Genomic DNA, 20,697 nt, shown 5'->3' with positions numbered 1-20,697 from the left:
GCGCGCCGCGACGTGACGGGCCGCCGGTAGCCTGTGCCGGTGAGCAACGAGATCGAGATCGGCCGGGGCAAGCGCGGTCGCCGCGCCTTCTCCTTCGACGACGTCGCCGTGGTGCCCTCGCGCCGCACGCGCGACCCGGAGGAGGTCTCGACCTCCTGGCAGATCGACGCCTACCACTTCGACCTGCCGATCGTCGCGGCGCCCATGGACTCCGTCACCAGCCCTCGCACCGCGGTGGCGTTCGGCCGGCTGGGCGGTCTGGCGGTGCTGGACCTCGAGGGGCTGTGGACCCGCTACGAGGACCCGGAGCCGCTGCTGGACGAGATCGCGGACCTCGAGCCGGACCTCGCGACGGCCCGCATGCAGGAGATCTACGCGGAGCCGATCCGGCCCGAGCTCATCACCGCGCGGCTCAAGGAGGTGCGTGATGCGGGCGTGACCGTCGCGGGCGCGCTCTCGCCGCAGCGCACGCAGCAGTTCTGGCGGACCGTGGTCGACGCCGGCGTGGACCTCTTCGTCATCCGCGGCACGACCGTCTCCGCCGAGCACGTCTCCGGTGTGGCCGAGCCGCTCAACCTCAAGCGGTTCATCTACGAGCTCGACGTGCCGGTCATCGTCGGCGGCGCGTCGACGTACACCGCCGCGCTGCACCTCATGCGCACCGGTGCGGCCGGGGTGCTCGTGGGCTTCGGCGGCGGCGCCGCCCACACGACCCGCACCACCCTGGGGATCCACGCGCCGATGGCGAGCGCCGTCGCCGACGTCGCCGCGGCGCGCCGGGACTACCTCGACGAGTCGGGCGGCCGCTACGTGCACGTCATCGCCGACGGGGGCGTGGGCACCTCCGGGGACCTCGTCAAGGCGATCGCGTGCGGGGCGGACGCCGCCATGCTCGGCGCGGCCCTCGCCCGGGCGGCCGAGGCCCCCGGCCAGGGCTGGCACTGGGGACCGGAGGCCCACCACAGGCAGCTGCCGCGGGGGGAGCGCGTCGAGGTCGGCACCGCCGGCACGCTCGAGGAGATCCTCTTCGGCCCGGGCCGCCAGGCCGACGGGACGCTCAACCTCGTCGGCGCCCTGCGCCGTGCCATGGCGACCACGGGCTACTCCGACCTCAAGGAGTTCCAGCGCGTCGAGGTGGTCGTCTCCCCGTACCAGCCGCGGTGACGTGAGCGGCTGAGCCGCTCGCCCTGCTGCGGCGGGGCGTCACAGGACCCCGGTGAGCACCGCTCACCGGGGTCCTGTGCTGTCCGGGGCCTCTGCGAGCCCTGGTCGTTGCTGCCCGGGTCTGCCCGAACGGACGCCGGGGTGTTGACACCGGGCAGAAAACCAACTAGACAAAGACAAAGCAACATCCGATCGGACAGTGGAGTCAGCGGTGTACGCGACGGAGCGGCAGCAGCAGATCCTCGACGTGGCGCGCGCGAACGGGCGCGTCGAGGTCAAGGACCTGGCGGACCAGCTCGACGTGACCCCGGAGACGGTGCGGCGGGACCTCACCGTTCTCGAGCGCCACGGCCTCGTCCGCCGGGTCCACGGCGGGGCGATCCCCGTCGAGCGGCTCGGGTTCGAGCCCGGCATCTCGGACCGCGAGCAGGTGCTCGCCGGGGAGAAGGAGCGGATCGCGAAGCGCGCGCTGGACGAGCTGCCCGCGGGGGGTTCGGTCCTCATCGACGCCGGGACGACCACCGTGCGCCTCGCCGAGATGCTGCCCCAGGACCGCGAGCTCACCGTCATCACCCACGCGCTTCCCGTCGCGATGGTCCTGGCGACCCGGCCGGGGATCACCCTGCACCTGGTCGGCGGCACCGTCCGCGGCCGGACGCTCGCCGCCGTCGGCCCGTGGGCGCTGCGCGACCTGGCGGACATCCACGCCGACGTCGCGGTCCTCGGCACCAACGGCCTGACCGTCGAGCACGGCCTGACCACCCCCGACCTCGCGGAGGCCGCCGTGAAGCAGGCGATCATCGCCGCCTCGCACCGGGTCGTCGTCCTGGCGGACCACACCAAGCTCGGCCGGGTCGACCTCGCCCGCGTGGCGCCGCTCGCCGCGGTCGACACGCTCGTCACCGACTCGGGCGTGGACGCGGCCGTCGCCGCCGAGGTCGAGGAGGCCGGGGTCCGGGTGGTGCTCTCGTGATCGTGACCGTCACCCCCAACCCCAGCCTGGACCGCACCTTCGAGATCGCCCGGCTCGTCCCGGGGGAGGTCCTGCGGGCCACCGCCGTGCACCACCATGCCGGCGGGAAGGGGATCAACGTCTCCCGTGCCCTGGCCTGCCAGGGCATCCCGACCGTCGCCGTGCTGCCGGTCGGCGGCGCGGTCGGCGAGAGGCTCGCCGGGATGCTCGCGGACCTCGGCGTCGAGGCCGCCGGCGTCGAGATGGCCGGCGAGACGCGCACGAACGTCACGCTCGCCGACGCCGACGGGGTCACGACGAAGATCAACGCCCCCGGGCCGGACCTGACCCCGGCCGAGGTCGACGCGCTCGTCGCGACCGTCGAGACGCTCCTGGCGCGCGGGCCCCGCCACCTCGTGGCCGCGGGCAGCCTGCCCGGCGGCGCCGGTGACCTGTACGCGCGGCTCGCCGCCCTCGCGGCCCGGCACGACACCTCGTTCGTGCTCGACAGCTCCGGCGAGGCGCTCGCCTCCGCGCTGGAGCAGGGCGGCGTGGCGCTGCTCAAGCCCAACGACGAGGAGCTCGCCGAGCTCGTCGGTCGCGAGCTGGTGACCGTCGGGGACGTCGTCGACGCCGCCCACGAGGTCCGCCGCAGCGGCGTGCAGGAGCTGCTCGTGAGCCTCGGCGCGCACGGCGCGCTGCTCGTGACCGCCGACGACGTGTGGTGGGCCGGGGGGCCCGCCGTCGTCCCCCAGTCCACCGTGGGTGCGGGCGACACCGCGCTCGCGGGGTTTCTCTCCACCGATGCGTCACCCGACCGTCGGCTCCGCACCGCGGTCGCCTGGGGGCGAGCAGCAGTCCTGCTCCCCGGCAGCGCGGTGCCAGCGCCCGAGGACGTCCACGAGGACGTCGTCCGGGTCGTCCACCGGCCAGACCCCACCCTCGTGCTCAAGGAGCTGTGACATGCCCGACGCCCCTCTCATCACCCCGGACCTCGTCGCCGTCGACGTCGTCGCGGCGGACCGGGACGACGTGACCCGCCGCCTCGTCGACCTCCTCGTCGCCGCCGGTCGCGTGACCGACGCCGAGGGCTTCCTCGCCGACGTCCGCGCCCGCGAGGCCCAGATGGCCACGGGCATGCCCGGCGGCATCGGCCTGCCGCACGCCCGGTCCGAGCACGTCACCGTCCCGAGCCTCGCGGTCGCGAAGGTGCCCGCGGGCGTCGACTTCGGCGCCCCGGACGGTCCCGCGACCCTCGTCTTCCTCATCGCTGCGCCGTCCGGCGGCGACAGCGACCACCTCAAGATCCTCGCCGCCCTCGCCCGGCGGCTGGTGCACGAGTCCTTCCGCACGTCCCTGCACGAAGCCCCCGATGCCGGCGCCGTCGCCGACATCGTCACCCGAGAGGTGGTCCCCTCATGAAGTTCGTCGCCGTGTCGTCGTGCCCCACGGGCATCGCACACACCTACATGGCCGCCGAGGCCCTCGAGCAGGCCGGCCGAGCCGCCGGCCACGAGGTCGTCGTCGAGACCCAGGGCGCAGCCGGCTCCCAGCCGCTGGACCCCGCCGTCATCGCCGCCGCCGACGGAGTGATCTACGCCGCGGACCTCGAGGTCCAGGGGCGTGACCGGTTCGCCGGCAAGCCGTTCGTCGACGTCGGTGTCAAGAAGGCCGTCCACGACGCACCGGGCGTCGTCGCGGCCGCGGTCGCCGCGGTCGAGGCCGCCCCCGCGGCCGGGAGCTCCGCCTCCCCGACGGCGGCGGTCGCGACCGCCGCGCCGGCCACCCGCCAGGTCGGCACCGGCACGCGGATCCGCCAGTACCTCATGACCGGCGTGTCCTACATGATCCCGTTCGTCGCCGCGGGCGGCATCCTCATCGCCCTGGGCTTCATGCTCGCGTCGGTGGCGTGGGCCGAGAACGGTGCCATCGAGGTGACCGGGGTCGACGCCGCGGTGCTCTGGACGGCCTTCGAGTGGGGCAACCTCCAGCACTGGGCGGTCCTGCTGTTCCAGACCGGCGCCCTGGCGTTCGGCTTCCTCGTCCCGGCCCTGTCGGCGTACATCGCCTACGCGATCGCCGACCGGCCGGGCATCGCGCCCGGGTTCGTCGGCGGCTCGATCGCCGGCCTCGTCGGCGCGGGCTTCCTCGGCGGCATCGCGACCGGCTTCCTCGCGGGCTTCGTCGCCCTGTGGCTCGCTCGCCGCAACGTGCCCAAGGGCGGGCGCGGCGTCATGCCCGTCGTGGTCATCCCGCTGGTCACGACCCTCGTCGTCGGGTTCGCGACGTTCCTCATCATCGGCCCGCCCATGAAGGCGATCAACGACGCGCTCACGGCGTGGCTCAACGGCCTGTCCGGCGGCGCCCTCATCCCGCTCGGGATCCTGCTCGGCCTCATGATGTGCTTCGACCTCGGTGGCCCGGTCAACAAGGTCGCCTACGTCTTCGCCACGACCGGCCTCATCAACGCCGCGGGCGACATCGGCTCCACGGAGGCGCGCATCATGGCCGCGGTCATGGCGGCCGGCATGGTCCCCCCGCTGGCGATCGCCCTGGCCACGACCCTGCGGCCGCGCATCTTCACCGAGGCCGAGCGCGAGTCCGGCAAGTCGGCGTGGCTCCTGGGAGCCTCGTTCATCTCCGAGGGCGCCATCCCGTTCGCGGCCGCCGACCCGGTCCGGATGCTGCCGTCCTTCATGCTCGGCGGCGCCGTCACCGGTGGTCTGACGATGGCGGTCGGCAGCGGCCTGGTCGCCCCCCACGGCGGGATCTGGGTGACCCCGCTCATCAGCCTCCCGCTGCTGTTCCTCCTGGCGCTCGCCGTGGGTACGGTCGTGTCGGCGTTCGCGGTGCTGTTCGCCAAGAACATCGGACGCAACCCGCAGGAGGCCGTCCTGGACGACGCCGAGAGCCTCGCCGCCCTGAGCGGCGCGCGCTGACCGGCACGCCGTGACCCGACGGGTGCGCCGGTGCCTCCCCGCACCGGCGCACCCGTCGGCACACCCGTCGACCCATCCGTCGACACAACCGGCGGCACGACCGCCGGACCCGCCCGACCCGCACACCCCGCACGCAGCTCCCCGAAAGGACCTCCCGACATGGCACAGCGCACCGTGACCGTCGCGTCGCGGGTCGGCCTCCACGCCCGGCCGGCCTCGATCTTCACCCAGCGGGCGGCCGCGGCCGGCGTGCCGGTGACCGTGGCCCGGCCCGGCGGGATGCCGGTCGACGCGTCCAGCATCCTCATGGTCATGGCGCTCGGAGTGCCCCACGGCGAGGAGGTGACGCTGGCCGCGGAGGGCGAGGGCGCCGAGGAGGCGCTGGACGACCTCGTCGCGGTCCTCGCGACCGACCTGGACAGCGAGGAGCCGCCCGCGCCGCGCGGCGGGAGCGCGTCGTGACCGGTCGCGTCCTGCACGGCACGGGCGTCGGGCGCGGCGCCGTCATCGGCCCGGTCGTCCGGGTGCACTCCGCCCCGGCGGTCGACCCGGCCACGCGGGTGGGGACGGACGCCGCCGACGCCCACCGCCTCCTCGACGCGGCGTTCACGACGGTCGCGCAGCGGCTCCAGCAGCAGGCCGACGGCGCCTCGGGCACGCTCCGCGAGGTCCTCGCGGCCACCGCGCAGATGGCGGCCGACCCCGCGCTGCGCTCGCAGTCCCTGCAGCGCGTCGACGCCGGTGAGCCGGTCGTCGCGGCCGTCGACGGCGTCGTGGACACCTTCGCCACGATGTTCGAGCAGGCCGGCGGCTACCTCGCCGAGCGCGTGACCGACCTGCGCAGCGTCCGCGACCGGGTCGTCGCCGAGGTGCTCGGCGTCCCGGCGCCCGGCGTGCCGGTCCTGGACCGGCCGAGCGTCGTCGTCGCCGTCGACCTCGCCCCGGCCGACACCGCGACGCTCGACCTCGAGCGCACGCTCGCGCTCGTCACCTCCGAGGGCGGCCCCACCGGGCACACGGCGATCATCGCCGGTCAGCTCGGCATCCCCTGCCTGGTCCAGGTCACCGGTGCGACGGACCTGCCCGAGGGCACCGAGATCGCCGTCGACGCGGCGACCGGCACCGTGACCGTGGACCCCGACGACGACGTCCGGGCGGCCGTCGCGGAGCGCCGCGCCGTGCTGGCGACCCTGGCGGAGGACACGTCCGCCGGGGCGACGGCCGACGGCCACCAGGTCGCGCTGCTCGCCAACATCGGCACCGCGGAGGACGCGGAGCGGCTCACCGACGCGGCCGTCGAGGGCGTGGGTCTGTTCCGCACCGAGGTCCTGTTCCTCGGCCGTGACGAGGCGCCGTCGGAGGAGGAGCAGGCCGCGACGTACACCCGCGCCCTGCGCGCCCTGGGCGACCGCAAGCTCGTCCTGCGCACCCTCGACGCCGGGGCCGACAAGCCGCTGCCGTTCGTCACCCAGCCGGGCGAGGAGAACCCGGCGCTCGGCGTGCGCGGCTACCGGCTCGTCCGGCGTTCCCGGGAGCTCCTCGAGACGCAGCTGCGCGCCGCCGCGTCCGCGGCGCGCGAGGCGGGTGGGGAGCTGTGGGTCATGGCCCCCATGATCGCGACGGTCGACGAGGCGGCGGACTTCGCCGCGCTCGCGCGGGCGGCCGGCGTGACGCAGGTCGGCGTCATGGTCGAGGTGCCGTCGGCCGCGCTGCGCGCCCGCGACGTGCTGCACGAGGTGGACTTCGTCTCCCTCGGGACGAACGACCTCGCCCAGTACGCGATGGCGACGGACCGCCTGCGCGGGGAGCTGTCGGACCTGCTGGACCCGTGGCAGCCCGCGGTGCTGGACCTCGTGGCCCACACCGCCGAGGCGGGGACGGACCTCGGCAAGCCGGTCGGCGTCTGCGGGGAGTCCGCGTCGGACCCGCTCATGGCGCTGGTGCTCGTCGGTCTCGGCGTGAGCAGCCTGTCCATGGCCCCCTCGGCGGTCCCGGGCGTCCGGATGTCGCTGGCCCGCCACACGCTCGAGCAGTGCCGGCAGATCGCCGGTGCGGCGCGGGCGGCGCGGTCCGCGGCGGACGCGCGGGCGGCCTGCCTGGCACTCGTCGACCCCGAGGTGCGGCGGGTCCTCGCGCTCGGCTGAGGCTCGTACCCTGGCGGGCATGAGCGACACCGACGTCCGCGACCCGGAGACCGACCCCTCCGCGACCTGGGCGCTGGAGCCCGCGGAGGCCGCCCGCCTCCTGCGCACGCTGGAGCACGGCGGCGCCGGGGGGGAGCGCGTCGTGTCGACACCGCTCACCGGCGCGCCCCTGGTCGCCCTCCCGCTGTCCACGGCCGACGACGTCGCCGCGGCGGTCGGGCGGGCGCGCGCCGTCCAGCGTGCCTGGGCGGCCCGTCCGCTGGCCGAGCGGACGGCGCTCCTGCACCGGGTCCACGACCTGCTCCTGGCCCGCCAGAGCGAGGTGCTCGACCTCGTGCAGCTCGAGTCGGGCAAGGCGCGGGCGTCGGCGTACGAGGAGCTCGCCGACGTCGTGCTCGTGGCGAGCCACTACGCCCGCCGCGCGCGCACGTACCTGGCGCCGCGCCGGGTGCGCGGGCTCGTGCCGGGCCTGACGGGGACGACGGTGCACCGCCGCCCGGTCGGTGTCGTCGGCGTCGTCGCGCCGTGGAACTACCCGCTCACGCTCGTCCTGGGGGACGCCCTGCCGGCCCTGGCGGCCGGGAACGCCGTCGTCGTCAAGCCGGACGTGCAGACCTCGCTGACGGCCCTGTGGTGCGTGGAGCTCCTGCGCGCGGCCGGTGCGCCGGACGGGCTGCTCCAGGTGGTGACGGGGGACGGCCCGACCGTCGGCTCCGCGCTGGTCGACGCCGTCGACCACGTCCTCTTCACCGGCTCGACGCCGACGGGACGCCTGGTCGCCCAGCAGGCGGGCCGCCGACTCGTCGGCGCCTCCCTCGAGCTGGGCGGCAAGAACGCGCTCTACGTGGCCGAGGACGCGGACGTCGAGGTCGCCGCGGAGGGCGCGGTGCGCGCGTGCTTCGCCAACACGGGCCAGCTGTGCGTCTCCGTCGAGCGGCTCGTCCTGCACGAGGACGTCGCCGACGCGTTCCTCGCGGCCTTCCTGCCGCGGGTGCGGGCGCTGCGACTGGGGGCCGCGCTGGACTACTCCGCCGACGTCGGCTCCCTCACGTCGACCGCCCAGCTCGAGCGGGTGCAGCAGCACGTGCACGACGCGGTCGAGCGCGGCGCCTCCGTGCTCACCGGTGGCGTGCACCGCACGGACGTCGGCCCGTTCTTCTACGAGCCGACCGTCCTGGACGCCGTCCCGGCGGACGCCGTCGTCCGGGCCGAGGAGACGTTCGGGCCCGTGGTCACGGTGGACCGCGTGCCCGACGACGACGCCGCGGTGGCCCTGGTCAACGCCTCGGAGTACGGGCTCAACGCGAGCGTGTGGACCCGGGACGTGGCCCGCGGGCGCCGGATCGCCGCGCGGCTGGAGTGCGGGACCGTCAACGTCAACGAGGGCTACGTCGCGTCGTGGGGCTCCACGGCCGCGCCGATCGGCGGGGTCAAGGCGTCCGGGTCCGGGCGGCGGCACGGGGCCGAGGGCATCCGGGCGACCACGTGGACGCAGTCGGTCGCCGTCCAGCGCGGGACCCACCGGGGGCTGGGCCTCGGACGCCTCTTCGCGCTGCCGGGGGAGCGCTGGACGGCGCTGTTCACCCGCGCGCTGCACCTACGGCACCGCGCGCGCCTCTGACGCCGAGACCGTGCCTCGCACGCCACTCCGTGCCCCGAGAGGCACGGAGTCGGCGGCAGGGCACGGACTCGGCGCCCTGCGGGTCACGCTCCCTGGACGACCGCCACCGCCTGCTGGGCGATCTCGAGCTCCTCGTTGGTGGGGATGACGAGGACCGCCACCTCGGCGTCGTCGGGGGAGATGACCGTCTCGGCCTTCTTGCGCCCCTCGTTGCGCTCGGGATCCACGACGATCCCCAGGCGCTCCAGGCCGCTGAGGGCCTCGAGCCGCACGACGTCGTCGTTCTCGCCGACACCCGCCGTGAAGACGACCGCGTCGACCCGGCCGAGCTGCGCGTAGTACGCGCCGACGTAGTGCCGCAGGCGGTGGCAGTACACCTCGAGCGCGAGCGCGGCGTCGTCGTCCCCGGCCTCGATCGCGGCGTGGATGTCCCGCAGGTCGTTGACGCCGGCGAGGCCGAGGAGGCCCGACCGACGGTTGAGCAGGGTGTCGATCTCGTCGGTGCTCATGCCGGCGACGCGCTGCAGGTGGAAGATCACGGCCGGGTCGAGGTCGCCCGACCGCGTGCCCATGACCAGGCCCTCGAGCGGCGTCAGGCCCATGGATGTCTCGACCGAGCAGCCACCCTCGACCGCGGTGATCGAGGCACCGTTGCCGAGGTGGGCGACGACGAGGTTCACCTCCGCCGGGTCCTTGCCCAGCATCGCCGCCGCGCGGCGGGACACGTAGGCGTGCGACGTGCCGTGGAAGCCGTACCGGCGGATGCCGTAGGTGCGGGCCGTCTCCCGGTCGATGGCGTAGGTGTACGCCTCCGGCGGGAGCGTGTGGTGGAAGGCCGTGTCGAAGATCGCCACGTGGGGCAGGTCCGGGAAGGCGGTCCGTGCGGCCCGGATGCCCGCGAGGTTCGGCGGGTTGTGCAGGGGGGCCAGGGGCGACAGCTCCTCGATCGCCGCCTCGACGTCGTCGTCGACGAGCGTCGGCTCGGTGAAGCGGTCTCCGCCCTGCACCACGCGGTGCCCGACGGCGACCAGCTCGAGCTCGGTCAGCGACGGGCCCACCTCGTCGAAGAGGTCCAGGACGGCGCGCACACCCGCGGTGTGGTCGGGGACGACCTGGGTGCGCTCGGTGCGACCGGTCGGGCCGTCGTGGCGGAGCACACCCTCCGACTCCCCGATCCGCTCCACCAGGCCGCCCGCGGCGGCCTCGCCGGTGGACACGTCGACGAGCTGGTACTTGATCGACGACGAGCCGGAGTTGAGGACGAGGACGTGGTTCACCGGGCGGCTCCCTGGGTGTCGGCGGGGGTGGTGGTGTCTGCCGCGGCGGCGGCGTCGAGCGCCTGGGCCTGGATGGCCGTGATCGCCACGGTGTTGACGATGTCCTGCACCAGCGCACCGCGGGACAGGTCGTTGACGGGCTTGCGCAGACCCTGCAGGACCGGGCCGATCGCCACGGCGCCCGCGGACCGCTGCACGGCCTTGTAGGTGTTGTTGCCGGTGTTGAGGTCCGGGAAGATGAACACCGTCGCCCGGCCCGCCACGGTGGAGTCGGGCATCTTCGTCTTCGCGACCGAGGCGTCGACCGCCGCGTCGTACTGGATCGGGCCCTCGACGTCGAGGTCGGGCCGGCGCTCGCGGACCAGGGCCGTCGCGGCCCGCACCTTCTCCACGTCCGGGCCGGTGCCGGACTCGCCGGTCGAGTAGGACAGCATGGCGATGCGCGGCTCGATGCCGAACTGCGCGGCCGTCTCGGCCGAGGAGATCGCGATGTCCGCGAGCTGCTCGGCCGTCGGGTCCGGGTTGACCGCCGCGTCCCCGTACACGAGCACGCGGTCCTCCAGGCACATGAGGAAGACGCTGGAGACGATCGAGGTGTCCGGCACCGTCTTGATGATCTCGAAGGCCGGCTTGATGGTGTGCGCGGTGGTGTGGACCGCGCCCGAGACCATGCCGTCCGCCAGGCCGAGCTGGACCATCATCGTGCCGAAGTAGGACACCGAGCTGACGATCTCCCGGGCCCGCTCGACCGTCATGCCCTTGTGCTTGCGCAGCTCGGCGTACTCGGCGGCGAACCGGTCGTGCAGCTCGCCGTCGTGCGGGTCGATGATCGTCGCCTCGGCGATGTCCAGGCCCAGCTCGGTGGCGCGGGCGCGGATGGTCGTCTCGTTGCCGAGGATCGTCAGCTCCGCCACGCCGCGCTGCAGGAGCGTGCTGGCGGCCCGGAGGATCCGGTCGTCGTTGCCCTCCGGGAGCACGATGTGCTTGCGGTCGTTGCGGGCCCGGGCCAGGAGCTCGTACTCGAACATCAGCGGCGTGACGACGGACGGCCGGGCGACGTCGAGGCGCCCGAGCAGCTGCTCGCCGTCGACGTGCCGCTCGAACAGCGCGAGCGCGGTGTCGACCTTGCGCTGGGAGTCCGCGGTGAGGCGGCCGCGGGTCCCGGCGGCGGCGTTGGCCGACCGGAACGTTCCCAGGTCCGTACGGATGATCGGCAGCCGCTGGCCGAGCCCGCCGACGAGCCGCGCGATGACCGGCGGCGGGTAGAACCCGCCGTTGAGGACGATGCCCGCCAGGGAGGGGAAGCCCTCGGCGGCGTGCGCCATGAGCAGGCCCAGCAGCACGTCGGAGCGGTCGCCGGGGGTGATGATGACGGCGCCGTCGGTGAGCTTGTCCAGCAGGTGCTCCACCGACATCGCGCCGACGAGCAGGTCGAGCGCCTCGCGGGACAGCAGCTCCTCGTCGCCCGCCTCGAGCCGGCCGCCGACGGCCTCCATGATCGCCCGGACCGTCGGGGCGCTGAGCAGGGTGTCCTCGGGCAGGGCCCACGCGACGCGGTCGTGCCCGAGCAGCGCCTTGCGGACGTGGAGGACCTGCTCGGGGGCGCAGCGGTTGGCGATGACCCCCATGACCTCCGCGTGGTGGGTGCGCAGCTCGGAGACCATGACGTCGGCGACCTGCCGGATCTCCTCCGGGCTGCGGTCCACGCCGCGGACGACGGCGAGCACCGGGGCGCCGAGGTTGGCGGCGATCCGCGCGTTGTAGGACAGCTCGGTCGCGCCGGCCACGTCCGTGTAGTCCGTCCCGACGATGACGACGACGTCGCACCGCCGCTCGACCTCGTGGTAGCGGCTGACGATCTGGGAGAGGGCCGCCTCGGGGTCGGTGTGGACCGCCTCGTAGGTGGTGCCGACGCACTCCTCGTAGGTGAGGTCCACGCCGTCGTGCGCCAGCAGCAGCTCCAGGACGTAGTCGGACTGGGTGGTCGACCGGGCGACCGGCCGGAAGACGCCGACCCGCTGGACGGTGCGCGAGAGGAGGTCCAGCACCCCCAGGGCGATCGTCGACTTGCCGGTGTCGCCCTCGGCCGAGGTGATGTAGATGCTCCGCGCCACGCGTCCGCTCCTCGTTCTCGGTGTCTCAGACGATCTTCACAAGCCGGGGGTGCCGGGAGCCAGCCACAGGGGAGTGAGGCTCGCCACGCCGCCGGCGGGCCGGCCCCGGAGGGCCGGCCCGCCGACGACGCGGTCCGTCACTCGTTGTCCCCGCCGGTGGCTGAGGCGCCCGAGACCCGGCCGCCCTGCGGGCCGCCCACCTCGGTGCCCGTCTCGCCGACGTCGGGCCACACCCAGTCGCGGACCTCCGGGATGTCCTCGCCGTGCTCGCGCGTCCACTCCCGTGCGCGCAGCCGGGCGTCGACCATCTCCTGACGCAGCTCCGCCGCCCGGGTGCCCAGGTGCGGGACGCGGTCGATGACGTCCATGACGAGCCGGAACCGGTCGAGGTCGTTGAGCATGACCATGTCGAACGGCGTCGTCGTCGTGCCCTCCTCCTTGTAGCCGCGCACGTGCAGGTTGGCGTGGCCGGTGCGGCGGTAGGTGAGCCGGTGCACCAGCCACGGGTAGCCGTGGTAGGCGAAGAGGATCGGCTTGTCCGGGGTGAAGATCGTGTCGAACTCGCGGTCGCTGAGGCCGTGCGGGTGCTCCCGCTCGTCCTGCAGCCGCATGAGGTCGACGACGTTGACCACCCGGACGTTGAGGTCGGGCAGGTGCCGCCGCAGCAGGTCCGCCGCCGCCAGCACCTCGAGCGTCGGGACGTCTCCCGCGCACGCCAGGACGACGTCGGGGTCCTCGCCGCGCTCCTCGGTGCCGGCCCACTCCCAGATGCCCAGCCCGCGGGCGCAGTGCGCGACGGCCTGGTCCATCGTCAGGAAGGTGGGCGCGGGCTGCTTGCCGGCGACGACGACGTTGACGAGGTCCCGGCTGCGCAGGCAGTGGTCGTAGGTGACCAGCAGCGTGTTGGCGTCCGGCGGCAGGTACACCCGGACGATCTCGGCCTTCTTGTTGACCACGTGGTCGATGAAGCCGGGGTCCTGGTGGGAGAAGCCGTTGTGGTCCTGCCGCCACACGTGCGAGGTGAGCAGGTAGTTGAGCGAGGCGATGGGCCGGCGCCACGGGATCTCCCGCGTGACCTTCAGCCACTTGGCGTGCTGGTTGAACATCGAGTCGACGATGTGGATGAACGCCTCGTAGCAGCTGAACAGGCCGTGGCGGCCCGTCAGGAGGTAGCCCTCGAGCCAGCCCTGGCACTGGTGCTCCGAGAGCATCTCCAGCACCCGCCCGGCGCGGGCGAGGTTGTCGTCGCCGGGGCGCAGCTCGGCGTTCCAGACCTTGTCCGTGACGCCGAACACGGCCTGGAGACGGTTCGACGCCGTCTCGTCGGGGCCGACGATGCGGAAGTTGTCGGGGTTGCGTTCCACGACCCCGGCGAGCCACTCGCCGAGCACCTTGGTCGCCTCGGCCATGGTCGCCCCGGGGGTGGGGACGTCGACGGCGTGGTCCCGGAAGTCCGGGAGCTGGAGGTCCCGCAGGAGCAGGCCGCCGTTGGCGTGCGGCGTCGCGCTCATCCGCAGGTCGCCGATCGGTGCCAGCGACGCGATGTCGTCGTCGAGGCGGCCCGTCGCGTCGAACAGCTCCTCCGGACGGTAGGACCGCAGCCAGCCCTCGAGGACCTGCAGGTGCTCGTCGGTGTCGCGGGCGCTGGCCAGCGGCACCTGGTGGGAGCGCCAGGAGTCCTCGACCTGCTTGCCGTCGATGACCGGCGGGCACGTCCAGCCCTTCGGCGTGCGCAGGATGATCATCGGCCACTTGGGGCGCTCGGTGAGACGGCCCTCGCGGGCGGCCTGCTTGATCTCGGCGATCTGGTTGAGCACCTCGTCGAGCACCTCGGCCATGCGCCGGTGCACGACGTCCGCGTCCTCGTCGTCGAAGCCGCCGGACACGACGTACGGCGTGTGGCCGTAGCCGCGCATGAGGTCGAGCAGCTCGTCCTCCGGGATGCGCGCGAGGACCGTCGGGTTGGCGATCTTGTAGCCGTTGAGGTGCAGGATCGGCAGGACGACGCCGTCGCTCAGCGGGTCCACGAACTTGTTCGAGTGCCAGCTGGTCGCCAGGGGCCCGGTCTCGGCCTCGCCGTCCCCGACGACGGCCGCCACGAGGAGGTCCGGGTTGTCGAAGGCCGCGCCGTACGCGTGCGAGAGCGCGTAGCCGAGCTCGCCGCCCTCGTGGATCGACCCGGGCGTCTCCGGGGCCACGTGGCTGGGGATGCCGCCGGGGAAGGAGAACTGGCGGAAGAGCTTCCGCATGCCCTCGGAGTCCTGCGTGATGCCCGTGTAGACCTCGGAGTAGGTGCCGTCGAGGTAGGCGGCGGCGACCAGGCCGGGACCGCCGTGACCGGGGCCGGTGACGTAGAGGGTCGACTGGGCGCGCTCCGCGATGGCGCGGTTGAGGTGCGCGTAGAGGAAGGTCAGCCCGGGCGTGGTGCCCCAGTGGCCCAGCAGGCGCGGCTTGACGTGGTCGCGGTGGAGCGGCTCCGCGAGGAGGGGGTTGTCCAGCAGGTAGATCTGGCCGACCGCCAGGTAGTTCGCCGCCCGCCACCAGGCGTCGACGCGGCGCAGCGTCGCGTCGTCCAGGGGGGTCACCTCGCGGGCGGGCCAGCTCGTCGGGTGGTCGACGACGGCGCGATCTGACGACATCCGTTCCTCCAGCGCTCGAGGTCACGGCGACCGGGGCCGCCGCAGGTGCAGCGTCCCGCCCGTCGCAGCACAGACATGGGACGATTGTCCGCGTCGGTGCTGCGCCTCGTGTGCTCGCCCGGGGGTCGCACGCGCGGTGTGACGAGCGTCGCTACGCCCATGCCACCACATCCGCGTCGTGGGCGCGATGGTTCGACGTCGCTGTTCCGGGCGCTCGTCCCCGTCGGGTCCTCCGTCGGGCGGCTGGCCGTGCGGACCCGCGCTGCGGGTAGCGTGGAGGCGTGTCGGAGCAGGTGCACCAGCGCGCGGGCGAGGCCTCCGCCGTGCCCGCCGCCGACCGCGCGACGCAGCCCGGGCCCGACGTCGGGCCGGTGCCCACCGAGGCCCTCGAGCCCGAGCCGATCCGCGTCACCGGGACCATGTTCCGCCGTGCCGCCCTGACCCCCCGGATGCTCGGCCTCCTCCTCGTGTTCCTCGCCATCGCCGCGGTCTGCGCCCGGCTCGGCGTGTGGCAGCTCGACCGGGCGGTGCAGCGCGCGGAGATCAACGAGGCGGCGCGCGTCGCCCAGCAGCAGGACGCGCCCGCGACCCCGCTCGGCGACGTCCTGGCCCCGCGCGCGACCTTCCCCGGCGACCTCGTCGGCACGAAGGTGGAGGTGACCGGCCGCTTCGACGGGGAGACCCTGCTGGTGCCCGGCCGCATCGGCCCGGAGGGGGACGTCGGGTTCCTCGTCCTGGACCGCTTCGTCGCGAGCGACGGGACGGGGGTCCTGCCCGTCGTCCGCGGCTGGGTCGCGGAGCCGGCGGCGCCGGACCCCGCGGCCGGTGAGGTCACCCTGCAGGGCTTCCTCCAGGCGGGGGAGTCGTTCGAGCGTGCGGACCTCCCCGAGGGGCAGGTCGGTGCCATCGCGCCCGGGCAGCTCGTCAACCTGTGGGGCGGGCCGATGTACACCGGCTACCTGGTGGTCGACGAGCCGGTGGACGCGGGTCTGGACCGGCTGCCGCCGCCGACCCTCCCCGGTGGGGGCCTCAACCTGCAGAACCTCGCCTACGCCCTGCAGTGGTGGATCTTCGGCGGGTTCGCCGTCCTGCTGTGGAGCCGGCTGGTCCGCGACGAGGCCCGCGCCGACGCGGAGGAGCGGACCGGCGACGCCGGGCCCTGACCCCGACCTCCACCGGCCGTGCCGACGCGCGGCGCGGTGCCTCGACGGCTCAGTCGCGCTGCCAGGAGTGCCACAGTGCGGCGTAGTCGCCGCCCGCCGCGACGAGCTCGTCGTGCGAGCCGATCTCCGTGATCCGTCCGCCGTCGACGACGGCGACCCGGTCGGCGTCGTGCGCCGTGTGCAGGCGGTGGGCGATCGCCACCACGGTCCGCCCTGCCAGCACGGCCGACAGCGACCGCTCCAGGTGCCGGGCCGCGCGCGGGTCCAGCAACGACGTCGCCTCGTCCAGCACGAGCGTGTGCGGGTCGAGGAGCACGAGCCGCGCCAGCGCGACCTGCTGCGCCTGCGCGGGCGTGAGCGCGACACCGCCCGACCCGACCTCGGTCGCCAGGCCGTCCGGCAGCGCCGCGACCCACTCCCAGGCGTCGACGGCCTCGAGGGCGCGGCGCAGGTCCTCCGGCGCGGCGTCCGTGCGGGCGAGCCGCAGGTTCTGCTCGATCGTCCCCACGAAGACGTGGTGCTCCTGGGTGACCAGCGCGACGTGGCCGCGCAGGTCCTCCAGCGGCAGGTCCACGAGGGGCACCCCGCCGACGCTCACCCGTCCACCCGTGGGCGGGTGGATGCCCGCGAGCATCCGCCCGAGCGTCGACTTCCCGGCTCCCGACGGCCCGACGACGGCCAGGCGCTCACCGACGGCGAGGTCCAGGTCGATGCCGTGCAGCACGTCGTGCCCCTCGCGGTACGCGTACCGCACCTTCTCGGCGACCACGTGCTCGTCGGACGGCTCCGCGTCGCCGGCCCGACGGTCCGGCGCGACGTCGGCGACCCCGACGATCCGGGCGAGCGCGGTCGAGCCCACCTGGACCTCGTCGAGCCAGAAGATCAGCTCGCCGATCGGCTGCATGAGCTGCACCGCGTACAGCGCGATCGTCGTGACGGACCCGACCGTGGTGTGCCCGGACGCGATGAGCCACGCGCCCCACACGAGCACGCCGACGATCGGCAGCACGAACGACAGGTCGACACCCGGGAACAGGACGGTGCGCAGCCGCAGCGTGTACTGCTCGGCCGAATAGGCCACGCGCAGGTCGGCGTCCGTGCGGGCCCGCCGGCGGGCGCCCAGGCCGAGGGCGTCCACCGTGCGGGCGCCCTCGACGGACTCGGTGATCGTGCCGTTGAGTCGGGCGTAGGACGCGGACTCGCGCAGGTACCCGGCGGCGGCGCGGCGCAGGTACCACCGCACCGTCGGCACGAGCAGCGGCGTCCCCACGAGGAGCGCCACCGCCACCCGCCAGTCGACGACGAAGGCCGCGACCACGGTGAGCGTGATCGTCGCCGACGTGACGAGCACGCGGGGCACGCCGAACCGGACCGTGTGCTGGACCCGGTCGATGTCGGTCGTCGTGCGGGAGACCAGGTCGCCGGTGCCGGCCCGCTCGACGACGGACAGCGGCAGGCGGGTGACGGTCGCGACGAACTCCTCCCGGAGCTCGGCGAACACCGTCTCCCCGAGGACCATCGACGCCCGCTGCGCGGCCCGGACGAGGCCGGCCTGGAGGACGACCGCGACGACGAGGAAGAGCACGGCCTGGTCCACGAAGGAGCCGTCCGCGCCGCGGCGCACCGCGTCGACCATGAGCCCGAGCAGCCAGGGCCCGGCGAGCCCCGCGACCGCCGCCGAGACGTGCAGACCCAGGACGCGACCCAGCCCCCGGCGGTGCCGGCGCAGCAGCCGACCGGTGTGCGCGCGCAGCGCGGCGGCGTCAGCGACGGGCAGCTTCACGGTGGGCCTCCTCTCGGGTCGTGGGGGTGCCGGTGGTGGTGTCGGTCCCGGTGGCAGCGGCGGTGCCGGCGGTGCCCTCGTCCGCGGCCGCGCGGCTGACGACGGCGCGGTAGCGCGCCGCCGCCTCGGGACCGGCCGCGCCGTCCAGCAGGCCGCGGTGCGTCCCGCGGGCCCGCGCGACGCCGTCGGCGACGAGGACGACCTCGTCCACCCGGTCCAGCACGAGCGGGCTGGCGCTGACGACGACGGTCGTCCGCCCCGCCCGGACCTGTGCCAGCCGGGCCGCGATCCGCGCCTCGGTGTGGGCGTCGACCGCGCTGGTGGGCTCGACCAGGACGAGGACCTCGGCCTCGGTCAGCAGGGCCCGGGCCAGGGCGAGCCGCTGCCGCTGTCCGCCCGACAGCGACCGGCCCTTCTCGGCCACCTCCCCGTCCAGGCCGTCCGGTACCGAGTCCAGGACGTCCTGGCCGTCCGCGGCGAGCAGCGCGTCCAGGAGCCGTGCCTCGACCTCCTCGCGCGCCCGCACCAGGCCGTCGGGGACGCCGTCGGCCGCGCGGGGGTCCAGCTCCTCGCGGAGCAGCCCCGTGAACAGCTGCGGCGTGGACTCCGCGACGACGACACGCCGGCGCACCTCGGCCAGGCCGAGGTCCGCCAGGGCCACGCCGCCGAGGGTGACCCGGGCGGCGTCGTCGGCGTGCTCCCGGCCCAGCAGGCCCAAGCGCGTGGCGACGCGGGCCGTCTCGTCCGGGTCCGCGCTGACCAGCGCGGTGACGGTGCCGTGCCGCACGAGGACCTGGGACACCGCGTCGACGAGGTCCCCGCCGAGCCCCGCGGACGACGCACCGTCCGGTCGCGGCAGCTCCGCACCGGTGACGGGCACGCGCAGCACCCGCAGGATCTTCCGCACGCCGACCAGGGCGCGCGTGAGGACGTGGACCGCCTGGGTCGCGGCCGTGAGGGGCTCGGTGAGGAACGCCGCGTAGCCGTAGAACGTGACCAGCTGGCCCGCCGTGATCTCCCCGTCCAGCGCGAGGCGCGCGCCCACCCACACGACCCCCGCCAGGAACAGGCCCGGCAGCAGGGTCTGGAGGCCGTCGAGGAGCGACTGCGTGCCGGCGACCCGCACCCCGGCGTGCCGGACGCGCTGGGACTGCTCGCGGTAGCGCGCGGTGAAGACGTCCTCGCCACCGATGCCGCGCAGGATCCGCAGGCCCGAGACGGTGTCGGACCCGAGGGTCGTCAGGCGTCCGGCGGCCTCGCGCTGCTCCGCCTGCCGGCGCTGGAGCGGCCGGACGACGAGCGCCAGCGCCCCGGCGACGGTGGGCAGCCCCACGAGGACCGCGACGCCCAGCACGACCGAGCTGTCCAGCAGCAGCGCGGCGACGACGAGGTAGGCGACGAGCCCGCCGATGAACCGGGCCGTCACGTAGAACACCTCGCCCACGCGGAGCGCGTCGCTCGCGACCGTGGCCACGACCTCGCCGGTCGGCAGCTCGGCCGTCACCGCGTCGCCCGTGCGCGTGACGTGGTGCCCGACGAGCTGGCTGGTGCGGAAGGCGCCCCGCAGCCAGTTGTGCACGTCGAGGACGTGCCCGACGACGTTGCCCAGCGCGAGCACGAGCCCGGCGCCGAGGATGAGCAGGCAGCCGACGAGCAGGTCGCGGGACAGCCCGCCGTCCAGACCTGTGTCCACGACGCGGCCCAGCAGGAACGGCAGGGCGGCGAGGGAGACCGCGCTCGCGACGGCGAGCAGCGAGCTGCCGAGCAGCAGCCAGCCCTGGCGTCGCGCGACCCACCACAGGTAGGCGGGCGCAGACGTCAGCGGGGGAGTCCCCGGGTCGGTCTCAGGAAGTGGACGCACTCTGAGAACGGTACGACGCCCCTCCGGCACGGTCGACGCCATTTCCGGCGCCCGTCCCTGTGACGCGACTGGCACGGCGTCCCGCCCCGTGCGGACCTGCCGGGGCGTAGGGGACAATCGCAGGGGCTCCGCGCGCCGAGGGCGGTGCGGGACGGGCCCACGAGAGGGAGGACGGCCGTGGCCGCACCGGGAACGACCACCACGACGGCCCCGCGCGGGCGCACCGCCTGGCCGACGCGCGCGACGGCGTCGCTGCGCCGCTACCGCGTGCTCGCGCTCGTCACCGGTGTGACGCTGCTGATCTTCACCGTCGAGCTCGTCGCGAAGTACGGCTTCCAGGCCGGCGGGCCGCTCATGGAGTGGGCCGACGAGTGGTTCGCCCAGATCCACGGCCTCGTCTACATCGTGTACCTCGTCACGGTCGTCGACCTGTGGTCGACCATGCGCTGGGGCTTCGGCCGGCTCACGGCCATGGTGCTGGCCGGCGTCGTCCCCTTCCTGTCCTTCGTCGTCGAGCGACGGATCCACGCGAGCGGCGAGGCGCAGGTGGCCACCGGCCGCCCGGCCTCGCGGACCGCCGCGCGCCCGCCGGCCGCGCCGGCGCGCTGAGAGGGCGGACGGATGAGCCCCCGCGAGCTCCTCGCCCGGCTGCTGGTCGCCTGGGGTGTGGGCGCGGCGGCCGGCTCCCTCCTGCTGTTCCTCGCAGGCGTCGTCGTGCTGGTCCTGGCGCTCGACCCGGGCGGGGCGGGCTTCGCCGTCTGGACCGCCTACCTCCTGCTCACCCCCACGGCGCTGCTCGGCGCCCTGGGCGCCGCCGTCGTGCTCTGGGGCACCGGGCCGACGGCGGGCCTCGCCCACGTCCCGCACGGCCTCGTCGCCGTCCCGGGTGCCGTGCTGGCCGTCCTGCTCGTGCGCCTCGTGCTCTCGCCCGGCGCGGTGATGGGCGTGCCGGTGCTCGTCGAGGTGCTCGCGTGCGCGGCGGTGGCCGTGGCGACCATCCCCGCCGTCGCCGCGACCGTCGCCTGGGCCCGCGCCCGGCG

At 74.7% G+C, this 20,697-nt stretch carries 15 protein-coding genes and 1 pseudogene; 11 read left to right on the top strand and 5 right to left on the bottom strand.

Translation table 11 applies throughout. The annotated features are described in order from the left end of the window. Positions 1 to 39 precede the first annotated feature (39 nt). The 8 genes from N866_RS03315 to N866_RS03280 all read left to right on the top strand — a co-directional run bounded on the left by N866_RS03315 (position 40) and on the right by N866_RS03280 (position 8,820). On the top strand, positions 40 to 1,164 hold the full coding sequence (locus tag N866_RS03315) for a GuaB3 family IMP dehydrogenase-related protein (protein WP_034222605.1): 1,125 nt from the start codon (positions 40 to 42) through the stop codon (positions 1,162 to 1,164). Between the two features lie 211 nt (positions 1,165 to 1,375). After that, positions 1,376 to 2,137, top strand: coding sequence for a DeoR/GlpR family DNA-binding transcription regulator (locus N866_RS03310; RefSeq protein ID WP_034222561.1), 762 nt, complete (start codon positions 1,376 to 1,378; stop codon positions 2,135 to 2,137). Continuing rightward, a complete protein-coding gene (pfkB, locus tag N866_RS03305; RefSeq protein ID WP_034222559.1) occupies positions 2,134 to 3,078 on the top strand; it encodes a 1-phosphofructokinase in 945 nt (314 codons plus the stop codon). Before N866_RS03310 ends, pfkB begins: the two co-directional genes overlap by 4 nt. A gap of 1 nt (position 3,079) precedes the next feature. Next, complete coding sequence (locus tag N866_RS03300; protein ID WP_034222557.1) at positions 3,080 to 3,538, top strand: PTS sugar transporter subunit IIA; 459 nt, start codon at positions 3,080 to 3,082, stop codon at positions 3,536 to 3,538. Further along, positions 3,535 to 5,055 carry a PTS fructose transporter subunit IIC gene (locus N866_RS03295; RefSeq protein WP_034222555.1) on the top strand — a complete coding sequence of 507 codons (1,521 nt, stop codon included), beginning with the start codon at positions 3,535 to 3,537 and terminating at the stop codon, positions 5,053 to 5,055. The genes N866_RS03300 and N866_RS03295 overlap by 4 nt, the downstream gene beginning before the upstream one ends. 159 nt (positions 5,056 to 5,214) lie before the next feature. Then, positions 5,215 to 5,517: an HPr family phosphocarrier protein gene (locus tag N866_RS03290; RefSeq protein WP_034222553.1), complete on the top strand. Its 303-nt coding sequence runs from the start codon at positions 5,215 to 5,217 to the stop codon at positions 5,515 to 5,517. Next, a complete protein-coding gene (gene ptsP, locus N866_RS03285) occupies positions 5,514 to 7,199 on the top strand; it encodes a phosphoenolpyruvate--protein phosphotransferase (protein WP_034222551.1) in 1,686 nt (561 codons plus the stop codon). The genes N866_RS03290 and ptsP overlap by 4 nt, the downstream gene beginning before the upstream one ends. 19 nt (positions 7,200 to 7,218) lie before the next feature. Beyond that, on the top strand, positions 7,219 to 8,820 hold the full coding sequence (locus N866_RS03280; RefSeq protein ID WP_034222549.1) for a succinic semialdehyde dehydrogenase: 1,602 nt from the start codon (positions 7,219 to 7,221) through the stop codon (positions 8,818 to 8,820). Positions 8,821 to 8,903: 83 nt separating this feature from the next. Here the strand turns inward: N866_RS03280 and N866_RS03275 are convergent, their stop codons facing one another. From N866_RS03275 to N866_RS03265, 3 genes are all read right to left on the bottom strand, one after another. Continuing rightward, entirely contained in the window at positions 8,904 to 10,097 is a 1,194-nt protein-coding gene (locus N866_RS03275) for an acetate kinase (RefSeq protein ID WP_034222547.1), read from the bottom strand. Further along, complete coding sequence (pta, locus tag N866_RS03270) at positions 10,094 to 12,211, bottom strand: phosphate acetyltransferase (protein ID WP_034222545.1); 2,118 nt, start codon at positions 12,209 to 12,211, stop codon at positions 10,094 to 10,096. Before pta ends, N866_RS03275 begins: the two co-directional genes overlap by 4 nt. A gap of 137 nt (positions 12,212 to 12,348) precedes the next feature. Continuing rightward, the gene (locus N866_RS03265; protein WP_052022328.1) at positions 12,349 to 14,850 is read right to left on the bottom strand and encodes a phosphoketolase family protein; all 2,502 of its coding nucleotides are present in this window, start codon (positions 14,848 to 14,850) and stop codon (positions 12,349 to 12,351) included. Between the two features lie 281 nt (positions 14,851 to 15,131). Here N866_RS03265 and N866_RS03260 point away from each other — a divergent pair, with 281 nt between their 5' ends. After that, positions 15,132 to 16,013: an SURF1 family protein gene (locus N866_RS03260; protein ID WP_245612348.1), complete on the top strand. Its 882-nt coding sequence runs from the start codon at positions 15,132 to 15,134 to the stop codon at positions 16,011 to 16,013. 49 nt (positions 16,014 to 16,062) lie between these two features. Here N866_RS03260 and N866_RS03255 read toward each other — a convergent pair whose 3' ends face one another. Together N866_RS03255 and N866_RS03250 are read right to left on the bottom strand one after the other, a co-directional pair. Further along, a complete protein-coding gene (locus tag N866_RS03255; RefSeq protein ID WP_034222543.1) occupies positions 16,063 to 17,796 on the bottom strand; it encodes an ABC transporter ATP-binding protein in 1,734 nt (577 codons plus the stop codon). Beyond that, positions 17,777 to 19,657, bottom strand: a complete 1,881-nt coding sequence (locus N866_RS03250; protein ID WP_342668381.1) for an ABC transporter transmembrane domain-containing protein — start codon at positions 19,655 to 19,657, stop codon at positions 17,777 to 17,779. Before N866_RS03250 ends, N866_RS03255 begins: the two co-directional genes overlap by 20 nt. Positions 19,658 to 19,834: 177 nt before the next feature. Between N866_RS03250 and N866_RS03245 the strand changes: the two genes are divergently transcribed. Together N866_RS03245 and N866_RS03240 are read left to right on the top strand one after the other, a co-directional pair. Next, entirely contained in the window at positions 19,835 to 20,266 is a 432-nt protein-coding gene (locus tag N866_RS03245) for a DUF3817 domain-containing protein (protein ID WP_052022326.1), read from the top strand. A gap of 12 nt (positions 20,267 to 20,278) precedes the next feature. After that, positions 20,279 to 20,697, top strand: a pseudogene (locus tag N866_RS03240) (hypothetical protein); the annotation flags it as partial.

The sequence above is a fragment of the Actinotalea ferrariae CF5-4 genome (genome assembly GCF_000603945.1).
GTDB lineage: Bacteria > Actinomycetota > Actinomycetes > Actinomycetales > Cellulomonadaceae > Actinotalea > Actinotalea ferrariae.
The sequence above is the reverse complement of the archived record's forward strand: the minus strand, read 5'-3'. Positions and strand labels throughout refer to the sequence as shown.